This window comes from Streptomyces sp. NPDC001544 (genome assembly GCF_042894285.1).
Classification (GTDB): Bacteria; Actinomycetota; Actinomycetes; order Streptomycetales; family Streptomycetaceae; genus Streptomyces.
On the sequence record NZ_JBIAVN010000024.1, the window covers coordinates 83082 to 103786 of the forward strand.

The 20705-nt window shown below is 70.1% G+C and carries 20 protein-coding genes; 11 read left to right on the top strand and 9 right to left on the bottom strand.

What is annotated here, in order from left to right; genetic code table 11:
* Positions 1–105 precede the first annotated feature (105 nt).
* The 6 genes from ACFY0F_RS36510 to thpD all read left to right on the top strand — a co-directional run bounded on the left by ACFY0F_RS36510 (position 106) and on the right by thpD (position 5284).
* Positions 106–1209, top strand: a complete 1104-nt coding sequence (locus tag ACFY0F_RS36510; RefSeq protein ID WP_388804595.1) for a pyridoxal-phosphate-dependent aminotransferase family protein — start codon at positions 106–108, stop codon at positions 1207–1209.
* Between the two features lie 57 nt (positions 1210–1266).
* Positions 1267–1794 (top strand): DinB family protein, encoded by a 528-nt coding sequence (locus ACFY0F_RS36515; protein WP_388804544.1) that lies wholly within the window; start codon positions 1267–1269, stop codon positions 1792–1794.
* Positions 1795–2070: 276 nt separating this feature from the next.
* The gene (gene ectA, locus ACFY0F_RS36520; RefSeq protein WP_388804547.1) at positions 2071–2577 is read left to right on the top strand and encodes a diaminobutyrate acetyltransferase; all 507 of its coding nucleotides are present in this window, start codon (positions 2071–2073) and stop codon (positions 2575–2577) included.
* Between the two features lie 74 nt (positions 2578–2651).
* On the top strand, positions 2652–3923 hold the full coding sequence (gene ectB, locus ACFY0F_RS36525; RefSeq protein ID WP_388804550.1) for a diaminobutyrate--2-oxoglutarate transaminase: 1272 nt from the start codon (positions 2652–2654) through the stop codon (positions 3921–3923).
* Positions 3924–3964: 41 nt separating this feature from the next.
* Positions 3965–4369 carry an ectoine synthase gene (locus tag ACFY0F_RS36530; protein WP_388804552.1) on the top strand — a complete coding sequence of 135 codons (405 nt, stop codon included), beginning with the start codon at positions 3965–3967 and terminating at the stop codon, positions 4367–4369.
* A gap of 6 nt (positions 4370–4375) precedes the next feature.
* Entirely contained in the window at positions 4376–5284 is a 909-nt protein-coding gene (gene thpD / locus ACFY0F_RS36535) for an ectoine hydroxylase (protein ID WP_388804555.1), read from the top strand.
* A 257-nt stretch (positions 5285–5541) separates the two neighbouring features.
* Here the strand turns inward: thpD and ACFY0F_RS36540 are convergent, their stop codons facing one another.
* The 5 genes from ACFY0F_RS36540 to ACFY0F_RS36560 form a co-directional block, all read right to left on the bottom strand.
* On the bottom strand, positions 5542–6606 hold the full coding sequence (locus ACFY0F_RS36540; protein ID WP_388804558.1) for an aminotransferase class V-fold PLP-dependent enzyme: 1065 nt from the start codon (positions 6604–6606) through the stop codon (positions 5542–5544).
* 97 nt (positions 6607–6703) lie between these two features.
* Positions 6704–7420 carry a DsbA family oxidoreductase gene (locus ACFY0F_RS36545; protein WP_388804561.1) on the bottom strand — a complete coding sequence of 239 codons (717 nt, stop codon included), beginning with the start codon at positions 7418–7420 and terminating at the stop codon, positions 6704–6706.
* Between the two features lie 69 nt (positions 7421–7489).
* Complete coding sequence (locus tag ACFY0F_RS36550; RefSeq protein ID WP_388804598.1) at positions 7490–7966, bottom strand: GNAT family N-acetyltransferase; 477 nt, start codon at positions 7964–7966, stop codon at positions 7490–7492.
* A 77-nt stretch (positions 7967–8043) separates the two neighbouring features.
* Entirely contained in the window at positions 8044–8655 is a 612-nt protein-coding gene (locus ACFY0F_RS36555; protein WP_388804564.1) for a DUF1349 domain-containing protein, read from the bottom strand.
* Positions 8656–8690: 35 nt separating this feature from the next.
* Complete coding sequence (locus tag ACFY0F_RS36560) at positions 8691–10157, bottom strand: aldehyde dehydrogenase (NADP(+)) (protein WP_388804601.1); 1467 nt, start codon at positions 10155–10157, stop codon at positions 8691–8693.
* A 198-nt stretch (positions 10158–10355) separates the two neighbouring features.
* On the opposite strand from ACFY0F_RS36560, the gene ACFY0F_RS36565 reads away from it, so the two are divergent.
* From ACFY0F_RS36565 to ACFY0F_RS36575, 3 genes are all read left to right on the top strand, one after another.
* A complete protein-coding gene (locus ACFY0F_RS36565; RefSeq protein ID WP_388804566.1) occupies positions 10356–11129 on the top strand; it encodes an IclR family transcriptional regulator in 774 nt (257 codons plus the stop codon).
* A 2-nt stretch (positions 11130–11131) separates the two neighbouring features.
* A complete protein-coding gene (locus ACFY0F_RS36570) occupies positions 11132–11605 on the top strand; it encodes a GNAT family N-acetyltransferase (RefSeq protein WP_388804569.1) in 474 nt (157 codons plus the stop codon).
* Between the two features lie 85 nt (positions 11606–11690).
* Positions 11691–13145, top strand: coding sequence for a peptidoglycan D,D-transpeptidase FtsI family protein (locus ACFY0F_RS36575; RefSeq protein WP_388804571.1), 1455 nt, complete (start codon positions 11691–11693; stop codon positions 13143–13145).
* Positions 13146–13207: 62 nt separating this feature from the next.
* Here the strand turns inward: ACFY0F_RS36575 and ACFY0F_RS36580 are convergent, their stop codons facing one another.
* Positions 13208–14659: an NCS2 family permease gene (locus ACFY0F_RS36580; protein ID WP_388804574.1), complete on the bottom strand. Its 1452-nt coding sequence runs from the start codon at positions 14657–14659 to the stop codon at positions 13208–13210.
* Positions 14660–14890: 231 nt separating this feature from the next.
* Here ACFY0F_RS36580 and ACFY0F_RS36585 point away from each other — a divergent pair, with 231 nt between their 5' ends.
* Entirely contained in the window at positions 14891–15457 is a 567-nt protein-coding gene (locus tag ACFY0F_RS36585; RefSeq protein WP_388804576.1) for a SigE family RNA polymerase sigma factor, read from the top strand.
* The gene (locus ACFY0F_RS36590) at positions 15454–16308 is read left to right on the top strand and encodes a hypothetical protein (RefSeq protein WP_388804579.1); all 855 of its coding nucleotides are present in this window, start codon (positions 15454–15456) and stop codon (positions 16306–16308) included. Before ACFY0F_RS36585 ends, ACFY0F_RS36590 begins: the two co-directional genes overlap by 4 nt.
* 167 nt (positions 16309–16475) lie before the next feature.
* On the opposite strand, the gene ACFY0F_RS36595 is transcribed toward ACFY0F_RS36590, so the two are convergent.
* The 3 genes from ACFY0F_RS36595 to ACFY0F_RS36605 all read right to left on the bottom strand — a co-directional run bounded on the left by ACFY0F_RS36595 (position 16476) and on the right by ACFY0F_RS36605 (position 20480).
* Positions 16476–17444: a glycosyltransferase family 2 protein gene (locus tag ACFY0F_RS36595; protein ID WP_388804582.1), complete on the bottom strand. Its 969-nt coding sequence runs from the start codon at positions 17442–17444 to the stop codon at positions 16476–16478.
* 134 nt (positions 17445–17578) lie between these two features.
* Positions 17579–17929, bottom strand: a complete 351-nt coding sequence (locus ACFY0F_RS36600; RefSeq protein WP_388804584.1) for a hypothetical protein — start codon at positions 17927–17929, stop codon at positions 17579–17581.
* Positions 17930–18077: 148 nt separating this feature from the next.
* Positions 18078–20480 (bottom strand): glycosyltransferase, encoded by a 2403-nt coding sequence (locus ACFY0F_RS36605; RefSeq protein WP_388804587.1) that lies wholly within the window; start codon positions 20478–20480, stop codon positions 18078–18080.
* Between the last annotated feature and the right edge of the window lie 225 nt (positions 20481–20705).

Consider the following 20705-nt stretch of genomic DNA (forward strand, 5'->3'; position numbering starts at 1 on the left):
TGGCTACAAGGTCGTCCGACCTGAGAAGTAACCGGTCGAGGGCGACCGACTTCGGTTGGTTACGCTCGACTTCACCTGTTCCCCGTGAGCGAAGAGAGCATCACCGTGACCCACGCCTTCCTCGATCTCCCCCCGCTGAGCGCCGCGCGGTTCGCCTCGATCGAGGACCGGGTGGCACGGCTGCTCGACACCCGGCAGGACGTCGTGATCATGCAGGGTGAGGCGCTGCTGCCGCTGGAGGGGGCGATCCGGGCGGCGGCCGGACCGGGCACGATCGCGCTGAACGTCATCACCGGCCCGTACGGACAGACGTTCGGGAACTGGCTGCGGGACTGCGGCGCCACGGTGCACGACCTGGCGGTGCCCTTCCACACGGCGGTCACGGCGGCGCAGATCCGGGCGGCCTTCACGGAGCACCCGGAGATCGACTTCGTGTCGCTCGTGCACGCGGAGGCGGCCACCGGCAACACCAACCCGGTCGCGGAGATCGGCGAGGCGGTACGGGAGCAGGGCGCCCTGTTCTATCTGGACGCGGTCGCCTCGGTGGGCGCCGAGCCGGTGCTGCCGGACGCGTGGGGCGTGGACCTGTGCGTGATCGGGGCGCAGAAGGCGATGGGCGGTCCGGCGGGTGTGTCGGCGGTGTCGGTGAGCGAGCGGGCGTGGGCGCGGATGGCGGCGAACCCGCGGGCCCCCCGGCGCTCGTACCTGTCGCTGCTCGACTGGAAGGAGCGCTGGATCGACGGCGGCCGCAAGGCGCTGCTGCACGCTCCCGCCCAGTTGGAGATGCTCGCCCTGGAGGCCTGCCTGGAGCGGATCGAGACGGCGGGCCTGGAGACGGTGATGGCGCGGCACCGGCGCGCGGCGCTGGCCACACGGGCCGGGGCGGTGGCGCTGGGCGGCGGTCTGGAGCCGTATGTGCACGAGGAGCGGGACGCGGCGCCGGTGGCGACCACGCTGCGGGTGCCGTCGGGAGTGGTGGCCTCGGAGGTGGTCGCCCGCGCCCTGGCGACCGATCCCGGACTGCCCCTGGCTGCGGGCGGTGGGGCGCTGGCCAAGGAGATGATCCGGGTCAACCATTTCGGTCCCGACGCGACGGTGGACGCGGTGCGGGCCTCCCTGGCCGCACTGGGCGCCGCACTTGCCGAACTGGGACTGGGCGTGGACCCGGACGGGGCCCGGCGCGCGGTGGAGGAGGCCTGGCGGCGGTGAGGCCGGTCCCGGCCGGAAACGAGGGCCGGTGTCAGAGCCCCGTGTCATGATCCCCGTATGACCACGGACATGCCTCAGACCCTGCCCGACGGCCGACCGGTCCCCCTCATGACCGGTGACGAGCGGCCCATGCTGGAGAGCTGGCTGGCCTTCCACCGGGCCACGCTGGAGCTGAAGTGCGCGGGGCTGGACGACGCGCAGGTGCGGCTGGCGTCGGCCGAGCCGTCGTCGCTCACGCTGCTGGGGCTCGTGCAGCACCTCGCGGAGGTGGAGCGGAACTGGTTCCAGCGGGTCGTCGCCGGTCTCGACGTGCCGCCGGTCTTCGAGGAGGAGACCGGGTACGCCCTCGATCCCGGCCGGGGGCTGGACGAGGCGCTCGCCGCCTGGCGGCGTGAGATCGCCCGCGGGCAGGAGGTGTGCGCCGGGCGGTCGCTGGACGACACCGGGAGGATCGCCGACGGGCCGATGGCGGGCGTCGAGGTCAGTCTGCGCTGGGTGCTCATGCACATGGTCGAGGAGTACGCCCGGCACAACGGTCACGCGGACATTCTGCGTGAGCGTATTGACGGTGCAACCGGAGCGTGAATTCACGGTGATTTGCTAATTCTTATTTCAGGGTAGCTTTCCCAGGTGCTTCTGCCCGCTTTCCCCGGGTGTAAACGCAGTGGTTTGTGAAGCGGGTTACACGGCTGTGACGCATTGCACAGCCTTCCCGATTTGCCCGTTTTGTCACGGACGAACTTGGACAAATAGCCGCTCGGTCGCGCCCATGCCCGCGCCCGCGTGATAACACAGGACCCCCACTGAAGTAACCCCGTTCGGCCATGCATTTTTGAATTTCCACCGGTAAATTCAATTTGCATGACTGCCGCACAAGCAGACCTGCTCATCGACCGCCCGGCGGTTGCGGACGGAGCCGCGCTCTGGCGCATCGCCAAGGACTCCGAAACCCTCGACCTGAACTCCTCCTACAGCTATCTGCTGTGGTGTCGCGACTTCGCCGGCACGTCCGCGGTGGCCCGCGGGGCCGACGGGAGCCCGATCGGATTCCTCACCGGGTACGTACGGCCGGAGCAGCCGCACACCCTGCTCGTCTGGCAGGTGGCGGTCGACGCGGCCCACCGCGGCCGGGGGATCGCCGCCGCGCTCCTCGAGTCACTGGCCGCGCGCCTCGGCGCCGAGCGCGGGATCAGCTGGGTCGAGACCACGATCACCCCGGACAACGCCGCGTCCGAGCGGCTGTTCACCTCCTTCGCCGAGCGCCACGGCGCCACGGTCTCCCGCGAGGTGCTCTTCGACAGCGGCCTGTTCCCCGACGGGCCGCACGAGAGCGAGGTCCTGTACCGGATCGGCCCGCTCACCTTCTGACCCCCTCGCCTGCCGAACCCCCACACACTTCCCCACGCACTCCCCCTCCCCCACGCACCGAGGAGCGATTCGTCGTGACCATCACCCAGCCCGACCTCAGCGTCTTCCAGACCGTGGAGTCCGAGGTACGCAGCTACTGCCGCGGCTGGCCCACCGTCTTCGACCGCGCGCAGGGCAGCCGCATGTTCGACGAGGACGGCCATGAGTACCTCGACTTCTTCGCCGGCGCCGGCTCCCTCAACTACGGCCACAACAACCCCGTGCTGAAACGGGCGTTGATCGACTACCTGGAACGCGACGGCGTCACGCACGGGCTCGACATGTCCACCAGCGCCAAGCGCGCCTTCCTGGAGTCCTTCCAGAACCTGGTGCTGCGGCCCCGCGACCTGCCGTACAAGGTCATGTTCCCGGGCCCGACCGGCACCAACGCCGTGGAGTCCGCGCTGAAGCTGGCCCGCAAGGTGAAGGGGCGCGAGGCGATCGTGTCCTTCACCAACGCCTTCCACGGCATGTCCCTCGGCTCCCTCGCCGTCACCGGCAACGCCTTCAAGCGGGCCGGCGCGGGCATCCCGCTGGTGCACGGCACCCCGATGCCCTTCGACAACTACTTCGACGGCCAGGTCCCGGACTTCCTGTGGTTCGAGCGGCTGCTCGAGGACCAGGGGTCCGGCCTCAACAAGCCCGCCGCCGTGATCGTGGAGACGGTGCAGGGCGAGGGCGGCATCAACGTGGCCCGGCCCGAGTGGCTGCGCGCGCTCAAGGACCTGTGCGAGCGGCAGGACATGCTGCTGATCGTCGACGACATCCAGATGGGCTGCGGCCGTACCGGCGCCTTCTTCTCCTTCGAGGAGGCCGGGATCGTGCCGGACATCGTCACCGTGTCGAAGTCGATCAGCGGCTACGGGCTGCCGATGTCGCTGTGCCTGTTCAAGCCCGAGCTGGACATCTGGGAGCCGGGCGAGCACAACGGCACGTTCCGCGGCAACAACCCGGCGTTCGTCACCGCCACCGCGGCCCTGGAGACGTACTGGACCGACGGTTCGGCGATGGAGAAGCAGACCCGGGCCCGCGGCGAGCAGGTCGAGCAGGCGCTGATCGGCATCACCGAGGAGAACCTCGCCGACGTCAAGGAGTACCGCGGCCGGGGCCTGGTCTGGGGCCTGGAGTTCCACGCCAAGGACCGTGCGGGCCGGGTCGCGAAGCGCGCCTTCGAACTGGGGCTGCTCATCGAGACCTCCGGTCCGGAGAGCGAGGTCGTCAAACTGCTGCCGGCCCTCACCATCACGCCGGAGGAGCTCGACGAGGGCCTGCGTGTCCTCGCCCGCGCCGTCCGCGAAACCGCCTGACCACCACCCGGCAGGAACCAGCAAGGAGGAAGTGGACCACCGTGATCGTCCGTTCGTTCAAGGACATCGAAGGCACCGACCGGCATGTGAAGGCCGCGTCCGGTACCTGGGAGAGCAAGCGCATCGTGCTGGCCAAGGAGCGTGTCGGCTTCTCCCTGCACGAAACGATTCTGTACGCCGGCACGGAGACGTCGATGTGGTACGCCAACCACATCGAGGCCGTCGTCTGCGTCGAGGGTGAGGCCGAGCTCTCCGACCACGAGACCGGGAAGACGTACACGATCACCCCCGGCACCATGTACCTCCTCGACGGCCATGAGCGGCACACGCTGCGCGTCAAGGAGGACTTCCGCTGCCTCTGCGTGTTCAACCCGCCCGTGACCGGACGGGAGGACCACGACGAGAACGGCGTCTACCCGCTGCTCACCGAGCCCGAGGAGGTGTGACAACCAGTGACCACCACGACCACCACCGTGCCCACCGTCACCGACCTGTACCCGAGCCGTGGCGCCACCGAGGTCTCGACCCCGCGCCAGGACCCGGTCGTCTGGGGCTCCCCGGACACCCCGGGCCCGATCTCGACGGTCGACCTGCAGTCGTACGAGCGTGACGGCTTCCTCGCCGTCGACCAGCTGATCACCGACGAAGAGGTCGCCGTCTACCGGCAGGAGCTGGACCGGCTGGTCAACTCCCCGGAGATCCGTGCCGACGAGCGGTCGATCGTCGAGCCGCGGTCGCAGGAGATCCGGTCCGTCTTCGAGGTCCACCGGATCAGCGAGCTGTTCGCGAACCTGGTGCGGGACGAGCGGGTCGTCGGGCGCGCCCGGCAGATCCTCGGCTCGGACGTGTACGTCCACCAGTCCCGGATCAACGTGAAGCCGGGCTTCGGTGCGAGCGGGTTCTACTGGCACTCGGACTTCGAGACCTGGCACGCCGAGGACGGTCTGCCCAACATGCGGACGGTGTCCGTCTCGATCGCGCTGACCGAGAACTACGACACCAACGGCGGGCTCATGATCATGCCGGGCTCGCACCGGACGTTCCTGGGCTGTGCCGGGGCCACGCCCAAGGACAACTACAAGAAGTCGCTGCAGATGCAGGACGCGGGCACGCCGTCCGACGAGGCGCTCACCAAGATGGCGAGCGAGTACGGCATCAAGCTGTTCACCGGCAAGGCCGGCTCGGCGACCTGGTTCGACTGCAACTGCATGCACGGTTCCGGCGACAACATCACGCCGTTCCCGCGCAGCAACGTCTTCATCGTCTTCAACAGCGTGGAGAACGAGGCGGTGGAGCCGTTCGCCGCTCCGGTACGTCGACCGGAGTTCATCGGGGCGCGGGACTTCACCCCGGTGAAGTAACCACCCGACGACCGCCGGGCCGGGGCCTTCTCGTGTGGGACGCGGGGTCCCGGCCCGGTCGTGTCCACCGGGCGCCCGGCCAAGCCGGCGAGCACACGGACCCGTGGCCGAACGCCAGGAGCCCTGCCGGGGGCCCGGGGGTCGCCCCCGGAGGATGCAACATCGGCGCGCGGGACTTCACCCCGGTGAAGCAACCACCCGACGACCGCCGGGCCGGGGCCCTCTCGTGTGGGACGCGGGGTCCCGGTTCGGTCGTGTCAGGCGGACAGGGCGGTCAGCAGGCGGTCGACGTCCGTGGGGGTGTTGTAGAGGTGGAAGGCCGCGCGGAGGTTGCCGGCGCGGTTGGAGACCTCGATTCCGGCGCGGCTCAGTTCCGGCTGCCGGTCCCCCAGTCCGGGCACCGACACGATCGCCGATCCCGGTGCGGACACGGGCTCGTGTCCGAGTGCCGCGAGCCCGGCCCGGAACCGGTCGGCGAGCGCGAGGTCGTGCTCGTGGACGGCGGCCACGCCGAGCTCCTCGATCAGCTCCAGGGAGCGGCGCAGTCCCGCGAAGGTGAACAGCGCGTGGGTCAGGTCGAACCGCCGGGCCGAGTGGGCGAGTTCGGCCACCGGGCCGTAGCAGCTGTCCCACGGCTCCTCCCCCGCGACCCAGCCCGCGAGCACCGGTGTCAGCCCGCCGAAGTCCTCCGGGACCACGAAGAAGGCCGCGCCGTGCGGGCCGAGCAGCCACTTGAAGGAGACCGAGGCGGAGAAGTCGTAGGCGTCGGCGTCCATCGGCAGCCAGCCGGCCGACTGGGAGAAGTCGACGTAGGTACGTGCCCCGTGCGTCCGGGCGGCCTCCCGCAGAGCGGCCAGGTCGGCGATCCGCCCGTCGGCCGACTGGACCGCGCTGACCGCGACGAGCGCGGTGTCCGGGCGGACCGACTCGGCGATCCGCTCCAGCGGAACGTGGCGCACCTTGAGGTCACCGCGGACGTGGAACGGGTTCAGCACCGAGGTGAAGTCGTCCTCGGCGGTCAGGACTTCGGCGCCCGCGGGCAGCGCTGCGGCGATCACCCCGGTGTGCGCGGCGACCGACGCGCCCACCGCGACCCGGGTGGCCGGGACCCCGGCGAGCCGGGCGTACCCGGCCCGGCAGGCCTCCACGTCCTCGTACAGCGAGGTCAGCGGCCGGCCCTCGGCCCGCAGCAGCGCCGCCTCGTGCAGGGCGGCGACGGTACGGGCGGGCAGCAGGCTGTTGCTCGCGGTGTTGAGATAGGTGCTCTTCGGGGCGAACTCGGCGCGGACGAGGCTCTCGAACGACTTCTCCGTGATCTCCATGAGTCCACTCTGCGACCCGATGAAGTCGTAGTCCATTGCGGATTTCTGCACGGATCAGCTCAGGAACGCTTATACATACGGTCTGAGCTGCGCTTTCTCAGTGCTGCGGCACCGCGCACCCGTCCGGGCCGCAGGCGTCGGCGTCGCCCTGGTCGATCAGCTTCAGCGGGGAGTGCTCGCCCCATGCCTGGGTCAGCGCCTGGGTGAAGACCTCGGCGGGCTGGGCACCGGAGACCCCGTACTTGCGGTCCAGGACGAAGAAGGGCACCCCGGTCGCGCCGAGCTGTGCGGCCTCGCGCTCATCGGCGCGGACCTCGTCGGCGTAGGCGTCCGGGTCGGCGAGTACCGCGCGGACGGCCTCGGCGTCCAGTCCGGCCTCGACGGCCAGCTCCACCAGCCGCTCGTCGCCCTCGGTGAAGACCGACCGCTCCTCGGCGAAGTTCGCCCGGTACAGGATCTGGATCAGCGCGTCCTGCCGGCCCTGCTCCTTGGCGAAGTGCAGCAGACGGTGCATGTCGAAGGTGCTGCCGTGGTCACGGCCCCGGGTGCGGTACTCCAGACCCTCGGCGGCGGCCTGCGCGCCCAGGTTGTCCTCGCCCGCCTCGGCCTGCGCCTGGCTCATGCCGTACTTCCGGGTGAGCATGGTGACGACCGGCTGGACGTCGCCCTTGGCGCGGCCCGGGTCCAGCTCGAACGAGCGGTGCACCACCTCGACCTGGTCACGGTGCGGGAAGTCCGCGAGGGCCTTGTCGAAGCGGGCCTTGCCCACGTAGCACCAGGGACAGGCGATGTCCGTCCAGATCTCGACGCGCATGTGCTCTCCAGGTCGTACCGGTGCGGAGGCTCTCCCCGCGCCGGTACATGAACGTTCAAGCAGCTCGCTTCATTCCCCGGATCGTACGGCGTACCGCAGATACAGGTGGTGGTCCCCCGCGGCGGGCGGGTTCTCCGGGTCCGGGACCCAGCCCTGACGGGCGTAGAAGGCCTGGGCGCGGGCGTTGTCCACGTGCACGTCGAGGACCGCGCTCCGCCTGCCGTCGGCCTGCCACCGCTCGACGCAGGCGGTGTGCAGGGCCGTGCCGATGCCCGCACGCCAGTGGTCGGGGTCGACGTGGAACTGGAACAGCTTGACCAGTTCCCCCGGCCCCTCCTCGGGAGTGCGGAAGGAGGCGATCCCCACCGGGCGGGCGTCGCGGACCGCGCACAGCACGTGGCCGTCGGGCCGCTCGACGGCCTCGCGCCATCGGGCCACCCAGTCGAAGCCGTCCTCCGGCAGACCGTCCGGGTAGTACGTCGACCGCGCCCGCAGATGCAGTTCGGCGATGGCCTCGGCCTCCGCGGGTCGGGCGGTTCTGATCAGCAAGGAGTCGGTGTTCCCGGGCGATTCGATCACGCAACGGACGACGTGGCCGGGGGCGAGCACGGTTCCCGGCCGGCTCAACTCCCGTTCCGCAGGTCTTCCGGCCAGCCGTCCCTGAACTCGATGTGGTCGTACGTCACCACGCAGCCCTCGCCCATCGGCGACTGGGTCATGAAGCCGACCAGCGCCGCGCCGGTCTCCTTCTCCTCGCCCAGCGTGAAGAGCCGTACGAACGTCCAGCGCTCGCCGTCCCTGGACGCGTGGAAGGCGAAGGCCCGGCCGGTGCGGCTGATCCGTAGCCAGACGGAACTTCCCTCCACCGTGAAGGAGTTGGCGTCGTCGGAGTGTCCCCGGGTGACCACCGTGCAGACGGTGGGCACGTCCGGGGAGTACTCCAGGCAGAGCTTGGCCCAGGCCCGCTCACCGACATGGACGTAGAGCACCCCCGCGTCGAAGGCGGCGGCGAACCCGACGGTGACCCGCGCGATCAGCTGGAAGTCCCCCTCGGGCGCCCCCAGCAGCCGGGGCGCGTCGGAGGCCGGCTCCAACGCCTCCCCGGTGGGCGGCACGAACCGGTCCTGCCGGGGCCCGGCCCACCCGGTGAGGACTCCGTCCTCGTAGGACCAGTTGCCTTCGGGGCCGTAGGTCCGGAGCGGAAAAGGCAGTTCAGGAAGTTGCACGTCCCTCACCAATGGTCTCGGGCCAAGTGGATCTGCCTACGGCGCTACCGCTCCAGCACCCCGTTGAACCGCCGGGGAAGCCCCAGGGGATTGTCGTCGCGAAGCTCGGCCGGCAGCAGCGCCTGAGGCGCCCCCTGGTACACGACCGGCCGCAGCCACCGCTCGATGGCCGTACCGCCGACGGACGTCGACGTAGAAGTGGTGGCCGGGTACGGCCCCCCGTGATGCTGGGCGGCCGCGACCGCCACCCCCGTCGGCCAGCCGTTCACCAGCACACGCCCCGCCAGCGGCGTCACCTCGGCCAGGAGCTCCGCGCCCCGGCCCTCGCCCGCCGCCTCCTCCGCCGAGAGGTGCACCGTCGCCGTGAGGTTGCCGGGCAGCCGGGACAGGACGGCCGTGGCCTCGCCCTCGTCGTCGTACCGGACCACCACGGTGACCGGCCCGAAGCACTCCTCAAGGAGCAGGTCGTACGCCCCCTCCTCGGCCAGCTTGCTCGCCGGGACCGTCAGGAAGCCCGCGCTGACGGTGTGCTCGCCGCCCGCGCCGGGGGTCACCGGGGACTCCACGCCGTCCAGCCCGGCCCGCTCGGCGACACCGGCGAGGAAGTTGTCCCGCATCCGGTGGTCGAGGAGCACACCCGCGTCGGTGTCGCTGACGGCGTCGGTGAGGGACTTGACCAGGCCGTCGCCGGCCGCGCCGGACGGCACCAGCACCAAGCCGGGCTTGACGCAGAACTGGCCGACGCCCAGGGTCATCGACCCGGCGAGACCGGCGCCGATGGCCTCGGCGCGCTCGGCGGCGGCGGCCTCGGTGACGACCACCGGGTTGAGGGAGCCGAGCTCACCGTGGAAGGGGATCGGCACCGGCCGGGCGGCCGCCGCGTCGAAGAGGGCGCGTCCACCGCGCACGGAGCCGGTGAAGCCCGCGGCGGCGACCAGCGGGTGCTTGATCAGCTCGATGCCCGCCTCGAAGCCGTGGACCAGACCGAGGACGCCTTCCGGGATGCCGTTGTCCACGGCGGCCCGGCGCAGCACCTTGGCGACCAGCTCGGACAGGCCGGGGTGGTCGGGGTGGGCCTTGACGACGACCGGGCAGCCGGCGGCCAGCGCGCTCGCGGTGTCACCGCCGGCGACCGAGAAGGCGAAGGGGAAGTTGGACGCCGAGTAGACGGCGACGACGCCCAGGGGCACCTTGTAGCGGCGCAGGTCCGGGATCGGCGGGGTGGCGGTGTCGTCGGGGTGGTTGATGATGACGTCGAGGAAGGCGCCCTCGTCGACGATGTCCGCGAAGGCCCGCAGCTGGTAGCAGGTGCGGGCGAGTTCACCGGTCAGCCGGACCGGGCCGAGGGCGGTCTCGGCGTCGGCGGTCTCCACCAGCCAGTCCTTGGCGGCCTCCAGACCGGCGGCCGCGGCACGCAGGAACGCCGAGCGGACCGTGCGGTCGGCGAGGGCTCCACGCGCCGCCTGAGCCGCCTTGACGGCCGCGTCGACTTCTTCGGCTGTGGCCTCCACCGCAACCTGCTCGCGCTGCTTCCCCGTGCGCGGGTCGACACTCCAGACTGGTGCTGCTGCCACCGCGGGTCCCTCCAAATATCGCTTTCCCAGGCCATCGACCAGGGGCGTTCGATATACTGAACACCGTCTCTGATGATGAATATGCTGTCGGAGACTATATATCGGGGTCTCCGTCCAACGAAGGGGTCAACGGCGATGGCGGCAGTCGAGACAGGCGGCGGGGCACAGGTCAAGTCCGCGGTGCGCACGGTGGAATTGCTCGAGTACTTCGCCGGCCGGCCCGGTATGCACTCCCTCGCGGCGGTCCAGGAGGCCGTCGGGTATCCCAAGTCCAGCCTCTACATGCTGCTTCGCACACTCGTGGAACTGGGCTGGGTGGAGACGGACGCGACGGGCACGCGGTACGGCATCGGGGTGCGGGCACTGCTCGTCGGCACGTCGTACATCGACGGCGACGAGGTGGTCGCGTCGGCCCGGCCGACGCTGGACCGGCTCTCCGACGACACCACGGAGACCATCCACCTGGCCCGCCTGGACGGCACGAACGTCGTGTACCTGGCCACCCGGCAGTCGCAGCACTACCTGCGCCCCTTCACCCGGGTCGGCCGCCGGCTGCCGGCGCACTCGACCTCGCTGGGCAAGGCGCTGCTGGCCACCCACACCGACGAGCAGGTGCGCAAGCTGCTGCCCGAGACGCTGCCGGGGCTGACCGAGCACACGATCACCGACCGGGAGAAACTCATCGAGGAGCTGCACCAGATCCGGGAGCAGGGCTTCGCCGTGGACCGCGAGGAGAACACCCTGGGCCTGCGCTGCTTCGGCGTGGCGATCCCCTACCGCACGCCCGCGCGCGACGCGATCAGCTGCTCGGTGCCGGTGGCCCGGCTGACCCCCGCCCACGAACAGATGATCAAGGACGCGCTGTTCGACGCCCGGGACCGGCTGACGCTGGCGACCCGGAGGCTCTGACCATGGACATCGTGCTCCGGGAGATACACGACAGCGATCTGCCGGTGTTCTACCGGCAGATGAACGACCCGGAGGCGGTACGGATGGCCGCCTTCACCCCGGAGGACCCGGCCGACCACGCCTCCTTCGGCACCTACTGGAAGGAGATCCGCTCCTCACCGGACGTCCTCGCGCGGACCGTCCTGGCGGACGGGGACGTGGTGGGGAGCGCGGCGGTGTACGGACAGCCGGGCTCCCGCGAGGTGACGTACTGGATCGACCGCGCGCACTGGGGGCGCGGCGTGGCCACGGCCGCCCTGCGGGAGCTGCTCTCCCAGGTGCCGGAACGCCCGCTGTACGCGCGTGCGGCGGCGGACAACGCCGGTTCGCTCCGGGTGCTGGAGAAATGCGGGTTCCGGGAGAGCGCGCGGGCCCTGGGATACGCCAACGCCCGTGGCGAGGAGATCGAGGAGGTCGTGCTGCTGCTCTCTTCCTGAGAGGCCGCCGCTCCCTTCTGAGAGCCCGATGAGAATGCCGGCGGAGGGGAACGATCGTCCCCACTCGCTCGTCCTCCTGGTCGGAATGAACAAGACGATCAGACGGGCCTCCGTCTTCGCGCTGCTGCTCGTGTTCGCCCTGCTGGTCAAGGCGACGTGGCTGCAGTTCTACGACGGCAAGAGCCTCGCGGACAGCAAGGACAACCGGCGCAACGTCATCGAGACCTACTCGCAGCCGCTCGGCAACATCGTCGTGGGCGGCGAGTCGATCACCGGCTCGGCGCGTACGAAGGGCAGCGACCTCGCGTACAAGCGCACGTACAAGGACGGCAAGCTGTACGCGGCGGTGACGGGCTACGCCTCGCAGGCCTACGCGCCGACGCAGTTGGAGGGCATCTACCAGGACCTGCTCAACGGCACGGACAACCGGCTCAAGACCGTCATGGACACCGTCACCGGCAAGCGCGCCGACCCGGGGGACGTGGTCACCACGATCGACCCCGACGTGCAGAAGGCCGCGTACGACGCGCTCGGCGACAAGAAGGGCGGCGCCATCGCGATCGACCCGAAGACCGGCAGGATCCTCGCCGCGGTGTCGACGCCGTCGTACGACCCGTCGGAGCTGACCGACGCCAACACCGCCGGGACGGCCTGGAAGAAGCTCAACGCCGATCCGGACAAGCCACTGACCAACCGGGCGCTGCGCCAGCCGCTGCCGCCGGGCTCGACGTTCAAGCTGGTCGTGGCGGCGGCCGCGCTGGAGGACGGGCTGTACAAGAACGTGGACCAGGACACCGTCAGCCCGAACCCGTACACCCTGCCAGGCACCACCCGGCCGCTCGCCAACGAGAGCGCCTCCGCGCCCTGCGAGAACGCCCCGATACGCGTCGCCCTGCAGTACTCCTGCAACAACGTGTTCGGGAAGATGGCCGTCGACCTCGGCCAGGACAAGGTGAGGGCGATGGCCGAGAAGTTCGGCTTCAACGACGACCAGCTCGACGTGCCGGTGCGGGCGTACACGAGCGTGTACCCCTCGGGCATGGACAAGGCGCAGACGGGTCTGTCGGGCATCGGCCAGTTCGACGTCACGGCCACGCCGCTGCAGATGGCCATGGTGTCGGCCGCGATAGCCGACGGCGGCAAGCTGGTCTCCCCGCACATGGTCTCGCAGATCACCGACGGCGGCGGCGACGTGCTGAAGAACTACGACGACAGTGCGGAGAGCAAGGAGATCATCAGCTCCTCGACGGCCGAGCAGCTTCAGTCGGCGATGCGGACGGTCGTCGAGCAGGGCACGGGTACGAACGCGAAGATCCCCGGTGTGACCGTGGGCGGCAAGACCGGTACCGCCCAGCACGGCGAGAACAACAGCAAGACGCCCTTCGCCTGGTTCACCTCGTTCGCCAAGTCCGGCTCCGGCAAGGAGGTCGCCGTCGCGGTGATGGTGGAGCAGTCGGACGCGGCACGGTCGGAGGTCAGCGGCAACGGCCTGGCCGCACCGGTGGCGAAGGCGATGATGCAGGCGGCGCTGAAGAACTGAGCCCGCTGGGGCGGCTCAGCTCGGTGAAGGGGCGGCTCCCGACAGGGAGACCGCCCCTCGTCTCACTTGACGCCCAGGATCTGCTCCACCGGGTCGATCGCGAAGTACACCAGGAACAGTGCCGAGACTCCCCACAGCAGCCAGTTGACCTCCTTGGCCTTGCCCAGCACCGACTTGATGAGGACGTAGGCCAGGAAGCCCGCGCCGATACCGTCGGTGATGGAGTACGTGAACGGCATCGCGGCGATGGTGAGGAAGGCCGGGATGGCGATCTCGTACCTGTCCCAGTCGATGTGCTTGACGTGCGTCATCATCAGGAAGCCGACCGCGATCAGGGCGGGCGCCGCGGCCTGGAGCGGGACGATGGTGAGCAGCGGCGTGAGGAAGAGCGCGAGCCCGAAGAGGCCGCCGGTGATCAGGTTGGCGAAGCCGGTGCGGGCGCCCTCGCCGACGCCGGCCGCGGACTCGATGTAGGCGGTGTTGGAGGAGGCGGAGCCGATCCCGCCGGCCACGGCGGCGGCGCCGTCGATGAACAGGACGCGGCCGATGCCGGGCACCTGGCCCTTCTCGTCGAGCAGTCCGGCCTCCGCGCTGATGCCGACGATGGTGCCCATGGCGTCGAAGAAGTCGGACAGGATCAGGGTGAAGACCAGCATGACCGCGGTGAGCACCCCGGCCTTGGCGAAGCCGCCGAACAGGCTGAAGTGACCGACGAGTCCGAAGTCGGGGGCGGCCACGATCTTGTCGGGGATCTTCGGGGTGGTCAGGCCCCAGCTCTTGATGTCGGCGACGGAGTCGATGACGATCGCGACGACCGTCATGGTGACGATGCTGATCAGGATCGCGCCCTTCACCTTGCGGGCGAGCAGCGCGACGGTGAGCAGTACGCCGAGACAGAACACCAGGACCGGCCAGCCGGTGAGCCGGCCGACGGCGCCGAGCTGTACGGGCACGGTGGTGTTCGCGGCGTCGGGGATCCGGCTGACGAATCCGGCGTCGACGAAACCGATGAAGGCGATGAACAGGCCGATGCCGACGCCGATGGCCTGCTTGAGCTGCTGCGGGATGGCGTTCATGATCGCCTCGCGTAGTCCGGTGAGGACCAGCACGCAGATCAGGATGCCCTCGAGGACGACGAGGCCCATCGCGTCGGCCCAGCTCATCAGCGGGGCGAGCTGGAAGGCGACGACCGCGTTGAGGCCGAGGCCGGCGGCGATGGCGAGCGGGAGGTTGCCGCCGACCCCCATGATGATCGTCATCACACAGGCCACCAGGGCGGTGGCGGTGACCAGTTGACCGGTGTCGAGCGTGTGGCCGAACTTGTCCTTGGCGCTGCCCAGGATGATCGGGTTCAGGACAAGGATGTAGGCCATGGTGAAGAAGGTGGCGAAGCCGCCGCGTATCTCCCGGCCGAGCGTGGACCCTCGTTCGGAGATTCTGAAGTAGCGGTCGACACTGTTCGCCGCGGGTGGCGCGGCGCTCGGCCGGCCGGCCACCTTCTGCGTCTCGGACATGGTGCTGCTCCCTGCTGCCTGATGATCGGTCTGCGGATGCTGGCTGGATTGTTCCCTCGTTGAACCCGCTTCAGGTTTTCTCCGTGTTACGGAATCGGGTGCCGACCGGTCACACGGCGTTCGACCCCCCGCACGAGCCGCGCAGTTGACCGCTGCTACGCTTCCCCGTCTCGTCCCGGTCACCCCCGGTCAACCACATGTCATTTACATGACACGCACAGAGAGGTACCCGTGGGCACAGTCGTCGACGACGCCGCCTCCGAGGAGTTCCACGCCTTCTTCGAACGGCACTACGCGGAACTCTCCCGGCTGGCCCACCTCCTGACGGGTGAGCCGGACGCCGCGGACGACCTGGCCGCGGACGCGCTGCTGGCACTGTGGCACCGCTGGGACCGGGTGCGCGCCGCCGACCATCCGGTGGCCTACGCCCGGGGTGTCGTCGCCAACCTGGCCCGTACCCGGATCCGCAGCGCGGTGCGTGAGCGCCGCCGGATCGCCCTGTTCTGGTCCCACCGCGAGGAGAGGGTCGAGAACCCCGACGTGGCCGGCGTGGTGGACGTGCAGGGGGCGCTGCGCAGGCTGCCGTTCCGCAAACGGGCGTGCGTCGTGCTGCGACACGCCTTCGACCTGTCGGAGAAGGACACCGCGCTGGCCCTGGGAGTGTCGGTGGGTACGGTTAAGAGCCAGACGTCGAAGGGAATGGCCGAACTGCAGCGGTTGCTCGGCAGCGAGAGCGCCCCGCAGAAGGTGCACGCCGCCATGGCGCGCGGCGGCGAGACCGGAGGTAGGAAACGATGAGGCAGCAGGACGTGCACGAGGAGCTGCGCGCCCGGCTGCACGAGGCGGCCGAGGCGCATGAACCCGACCGGGCACGGATTCTCGCCCGGGTCGAGCGGGGCATGGCCGCCGAGGGCCGTACCGGCCACCGGGCCACGCTCCCGCCGGTGTTGGGCTGGTTCCGGGTGGTCGGCGCCACGGCCGCGGTGGCCGGTGTCCTCGCGGTCGGCGGTTACGCGGTGGCGTCCGCGGTGAAGGACGAGGCCCCCGCACAGCAGACGGTCGCGGTCTCGCCGACACCCACTCCGTCACCGGACGCCACGCCGAGGCCGCCGGTCCACTCGCCGGCCCCGACGGCCGGTGCGAGCCACGCCGCACCGCCCTCCCACCGGGCGAGCCCGTCCGCGAGCCCGGCACCGAAGGCCTCGGCCACCCCTCCGGCGCCCGCCGCCGGGGGCACGCAGGACGGCCCGTTGTGGTCGGACGGCTCGGTCGACCCGCACAGCAACGACTTCTGGGCCCAGAGCGACATCACCCTCAAGACGTCGAAGCCGCTGACCGCGCTGACCGTGCGGTTGAAGGTGGCGCAGACGGGCGGCGTGTCCGACACGGGCGCCTGGCGCTCCCTGCCGGAGGCCGACTTCACGCAGACGGTGCAGGAGAAGGACGGCTTCCTCGTCTACACCTGGGTGCTGAAGGAGGGCCGGACGGTCCCCGCGGGCCAGTGGGTCTTCGCCGGTCAGTACAACCACGAGCGCGGCGGCCGGGACGCGAAGGACGACATCTACACCGCCACGGGTGCAGCCGGCGACGCGCAGTACACCGTGCAGGGCGACTTCGCGGCGCACGGCTCGGGCGACGGCGACTCCTGAACCGAGTCGAGAAACAACCACGCGTTCGACAACCACGTGTTCGTTTTCCGCGTCTGTAGAAGTGGCGGCCTGAGCCCCCCTCGGCCGTACGGCCGGCCTGAGCCCCCCTCGGCCGGTATGAGAACGCCCCGCCGGTGACGACCGGCGGGGCGTCCCTCTGTCACTCGTCACACGGCGGATGCCGTCGGCGCCTCTTCCCTGCCCTGACTGGGCGGGTTGACGGTTCCTCCGTGAGCGGCCAGGGCCTGCTCCAGGCGCCGGATGTGGTAGTACTGCACCCGCGTGGTCCTCTGCAGGGCCATCACCGCGCCGAGGAACTGGTCCATCTCGGCGGCCCGCGTGAGGATGTCGTCGGGCACGTTCTCGTCCCGCAGGCAGGCTTCCGCGTCCTGGCTCAGCACGGCGTGTGCCCAGCCCCGGGTGATCGGCTTGAATAGGTCCGGGTGGTTGGCCACGATCCGGGCCCGGATGGCCAGGTCGTTCTCGGCGGCTTCCACGTGCAGCCCGGTGTCCTTGTTGCGCGCCCCGAACAGCGGCTCTTGGATGTGGTACGCGTCGAAGCCGTGCTCGGCACAGCCGATCCAGAAGTCCCAGTCCTCTCCGGCCCGCATGTTCTCGTCGTACCCGCCCACGGTCTGCCACGCTTCACGGCGGTACAGCGAGCAGTAGAACATGATCAGCCGCTGGAGCAGCAGTTCCCTGCTGTAGGCCGGAAGAGGCATCACCTGTGGCGGAAGATCGTCGTCGGTGAAGGTGAACACGTCGGTCGAGGCGATGGCGACCTTCGGATCGCTTTCGAGTACCGCGACGGTCTTCTCCAGCATCGTGGGCGCGATCATGTCGTCGGCGTCCAGGGGGAGGATGTAGCGGCCGGCGGCGGCCTCGATCCCGGTGTTGCGCGCGGCGGAGACCCCGGCATTGGCCTGTCGGAGCAGTCTGATGCGCCGGTCGGGGTGGCGGGCGATCAGACCCTCGGTCACCTCGACCGTGTTGTCGGTGCTGCCGTCGTCGACGACGACCAGTTCCCAGTCCTCGAATGTCTGGGCGACGATGCTGGATACGGCGTCGGGCAGGTAGCGGGCGTAGTCGTGGCACGGGACGACCACCGAAACCACGGGATCGGATCTGTGGGGCATGCGCCGTCTTTCACTTCGGAACGAGAACGGTAAGGGACGGGACGGGTGCCGGCGGCCCCCTGGGGCCCGTTGGGCAGCCGTGCCGCAGTGGACCCGCCGGATCACCCACTCGTGGCGGAACGCCGTCGGCGCTCCTATCCCTCGAAGGGCCACAGGTGCCCGTGGTGTCCGTAGTCGCAGATCGGGATGTTGGCGATGGGTGCGCAGCAGTGGTGGTGGTAGCCGCTGATGGTGATGTTGCCGATGGGCGTGCAGCAGTGGATGTAGTCCGTGATGGTCATGTTGCCGATGGGCGTGCACGGGTGCTCGTACCCGGGGATGACGGCGACGCCGCCCATCGCCTGCTCCTGGTGGCCGGAGGTCGCCGACGGGGCGAGCGAGTCCGAGGCGGTGGCAGCGGCATAGGCCGCCTCTGCGCCGTTCAGCAGTCCGGCCGTTGCCAGTGCGGCGGGGAGGGCCAGCGAGGACAGGACACGAGCTTTCACGGTGGGGCCTCTCTGTCGAGGGTGGGATGCCCTGCGAGACCGGTACGTTCCGCGACCGGTGCAGTGGCGCCACCGTAGGATTTATTTACTTTCCGTGTCAAAGATATTACTCCGAGTGATCGAGGTCGATCGCGTCGGCCGATCGGTGTCAGGGCGGGGACACGGCCCCGACGCCCGCCGGCTCCGGGACGTGGTGCGGGTGCAGCACTTCGAGGTCGGGCAGGGCCCAGCAGGCGGTGCCCATGTCCCGGGCCATCGCGGCCAGGCCCTCGGTCTCGATGAGGTGCTGGTACGGGAAGCACGGGAAGGTCAGCCCGTCACGGTGGAGGTCGGCGCGTACCAGCAGCGCCGTGCCGCCCACGGAGTCGACGCGGACCAGCCCCTGTCCACGCAACTCGTCGAGGTAGGTCCGGCCGAACCCCTTGGGGGGCTGCAGGATGCCGTCGCGAAGCCATGGGGACCAGTTGAGCGTGCCGGCCCTGCGGTGGAGGACGAACGTGTTGAGGTCGTACGTGGGTCCGCCCGCCGTGGTGGCGCAGTGCGGGACGACGATGTCCTTGCGCGCTCCGAGGAGACGCTGGATCAGGTCGGCCGGACAGTCGGTGACGTCGACGTCGAGCCACAGCACCCACTCCTCGTCGGCGAGGGCCCGGGAGAGCAGATGGTTGCGGGCCTTGGCCAGCACCGACCGGCGCCGGCGCTGAACGCCCGGCTCCCAACGGGGGCCCTCCAACTGCAGGCCGAAGTCGCGATGCACCAGGGTCACCCGCCGGTACTCCGCCTGGAGGCCGGGCAGGACCTGTCCGAGCAGCTCTCGTGTCGTGTCCCTGCTGTCGCCTTCGAGCAGGCCCAGGGAGATCGCCTCGCGCGGGTAGTCGAGGGCGCGAAGGCCTTCCAGGTAGCGGGGCAGGAACGCGGCCGCGTCCTTGACGGGGGTGAGCACCAGCACCCGTGGCCGCTCGCTCGCCGGGCCCGGGGCCGGCTCCGTGGCCGTCTGCGGTCCTTGGACGCGGGCCAGGGCGGCGGCGTGGCCCGTCTCGGCGTGGACGATGTCCTTCGGCTCGATCGGCATCCGGGCCGCCATGGCCCGCAGTCGCTCGGCGTAGGCCCCGGGTTCGGCCCAGATCTCGGTCGCCACGTCGAAGTGTTCGGCGAAATGGGACTCGTCGAACGTGTTGTTGCCGTGACACACATAGGTGTACAGCTCGGGCGCGTCGACCGACACCACCCGGCAGCCGCGGACCACCCCTTCCGCCACCGGCGTGTCCTCGCCCCGGCGCAGTGCCGGGTAGCGCGGCAGCCGGTCCTTGGCGCAGACCATCGACCCCTCCCAGACGCGCGCGCAGGAGATCGCGAGCTTGCGTCTGGCGGGCCACCACAGCCGTTCACGGGCGAGGAAGCAGGCGTCGGCTCCCAGCGCGAGGATCGCCGCCATCTGCGTCTCGACCCGCTCCGGGTCGTACAGGTCGTCGTCGTCCCACTGGCATACGTAGGGCCCGGTCGCCCGGTCCACCGCCTCGTTGCGCAGCTCGCCCAGCGTCCGCCCCTCCGGAGGGAGCCGGTGGTGGCGGATCCGGGGGTCGCCCTGCTCGCGGATGTGCCGTTCGAGGGCGTCGTCCGTGCCGTCCTCGACGACGACCAGTTCCAGGTTCGGGTAGGTCTGCGCGCTGAAGCACCTGATCGCGCGACGCGACGTCGACGAGCGGTCCTTGGTCACCATCAGGCATGACACCGTCGGCGCGGGCGCGCCCGAGGCCCAGCGGCGGCGTTGCGCGTCGAGGCTGAGGGTGCCGTCGGCGAGGGGGTGCAGCTCCTGGCTCGCCCAGAACGGGAACCGTTTGCCGACGGAGGGCCGTGGGCCCGCGGGGGCGTCCGCCACCCAGCTGCCGGACCAGTGGTGCACGGCGTGGGCGCGTTGGTGGTCGGCGTCCTGAGGGCCGAACAGTTCTGCGGCGTACGGGCTCACCTCGGGGTAGAGGACCTCAGGACCGAGGACCGTGACCGCGGCGGGATCCGGGGCGCTGTCGACCGCCCTGGTGAGGAAGAAGGGGCCGGTGGCGTCGAGCGCGCTGGGCGACTTGTGGGAGCCCACCAACTGGTGGTGCACATGCGCCCAGAAAGGGTGGCCAGGCCGTGACGCGATGAACGCGTTGCCGACGATGCGGTCGAATCCGCGTTGGCGGGCCAGCAGCAACCGTGTGTGTGCCTCGGGTTCGCAGCCGAGGACGAGTTCCTGCCCGTCGAGGAGGTCGTCGACGGGCCTGAGGCACTCGAAGTCCAGGTCGACGTAGAGCCCGCCGAAATGGTCGAGCAGGAAATAGCGAATCGCGTCGGCCCGCATGATCGCTTCTGGATAGCCGTCATAGACGGGCAGGAACCACGGATAATGCTCCTGGAGGAATGCGCGATTGTCCGCGTCGGTCCACAGACGGTACCCCCAGCCAGGGTGGCGTCGACGCCAGGATTCGGCCCACGCCGCCCATTCCTGGGGCACATCGGTGTCTTTCCAGGTTTGGTGGATCAAGGCGGGAATTTCGCGCTGCGTCCGCATTGGGACAGTATGCCGATGCGCCGGGACGAGGGGTTTTCCGGTGGACTGGCCGTCAGAACAATCACCCGCCCGGCCCTCAGCGGAGTGAAGCCCGGCGTCGGCGGCATTGCCGACGCCGGTGACCGTGCCGCCTAGGGGGTGTCTTGTGGATCAGGCCGGTTGAGACCGACGGCGCCTTCCAGCCGACCCGAGCGGGGGCGATGGGGGTGCCCCCGCGCGAGTCTG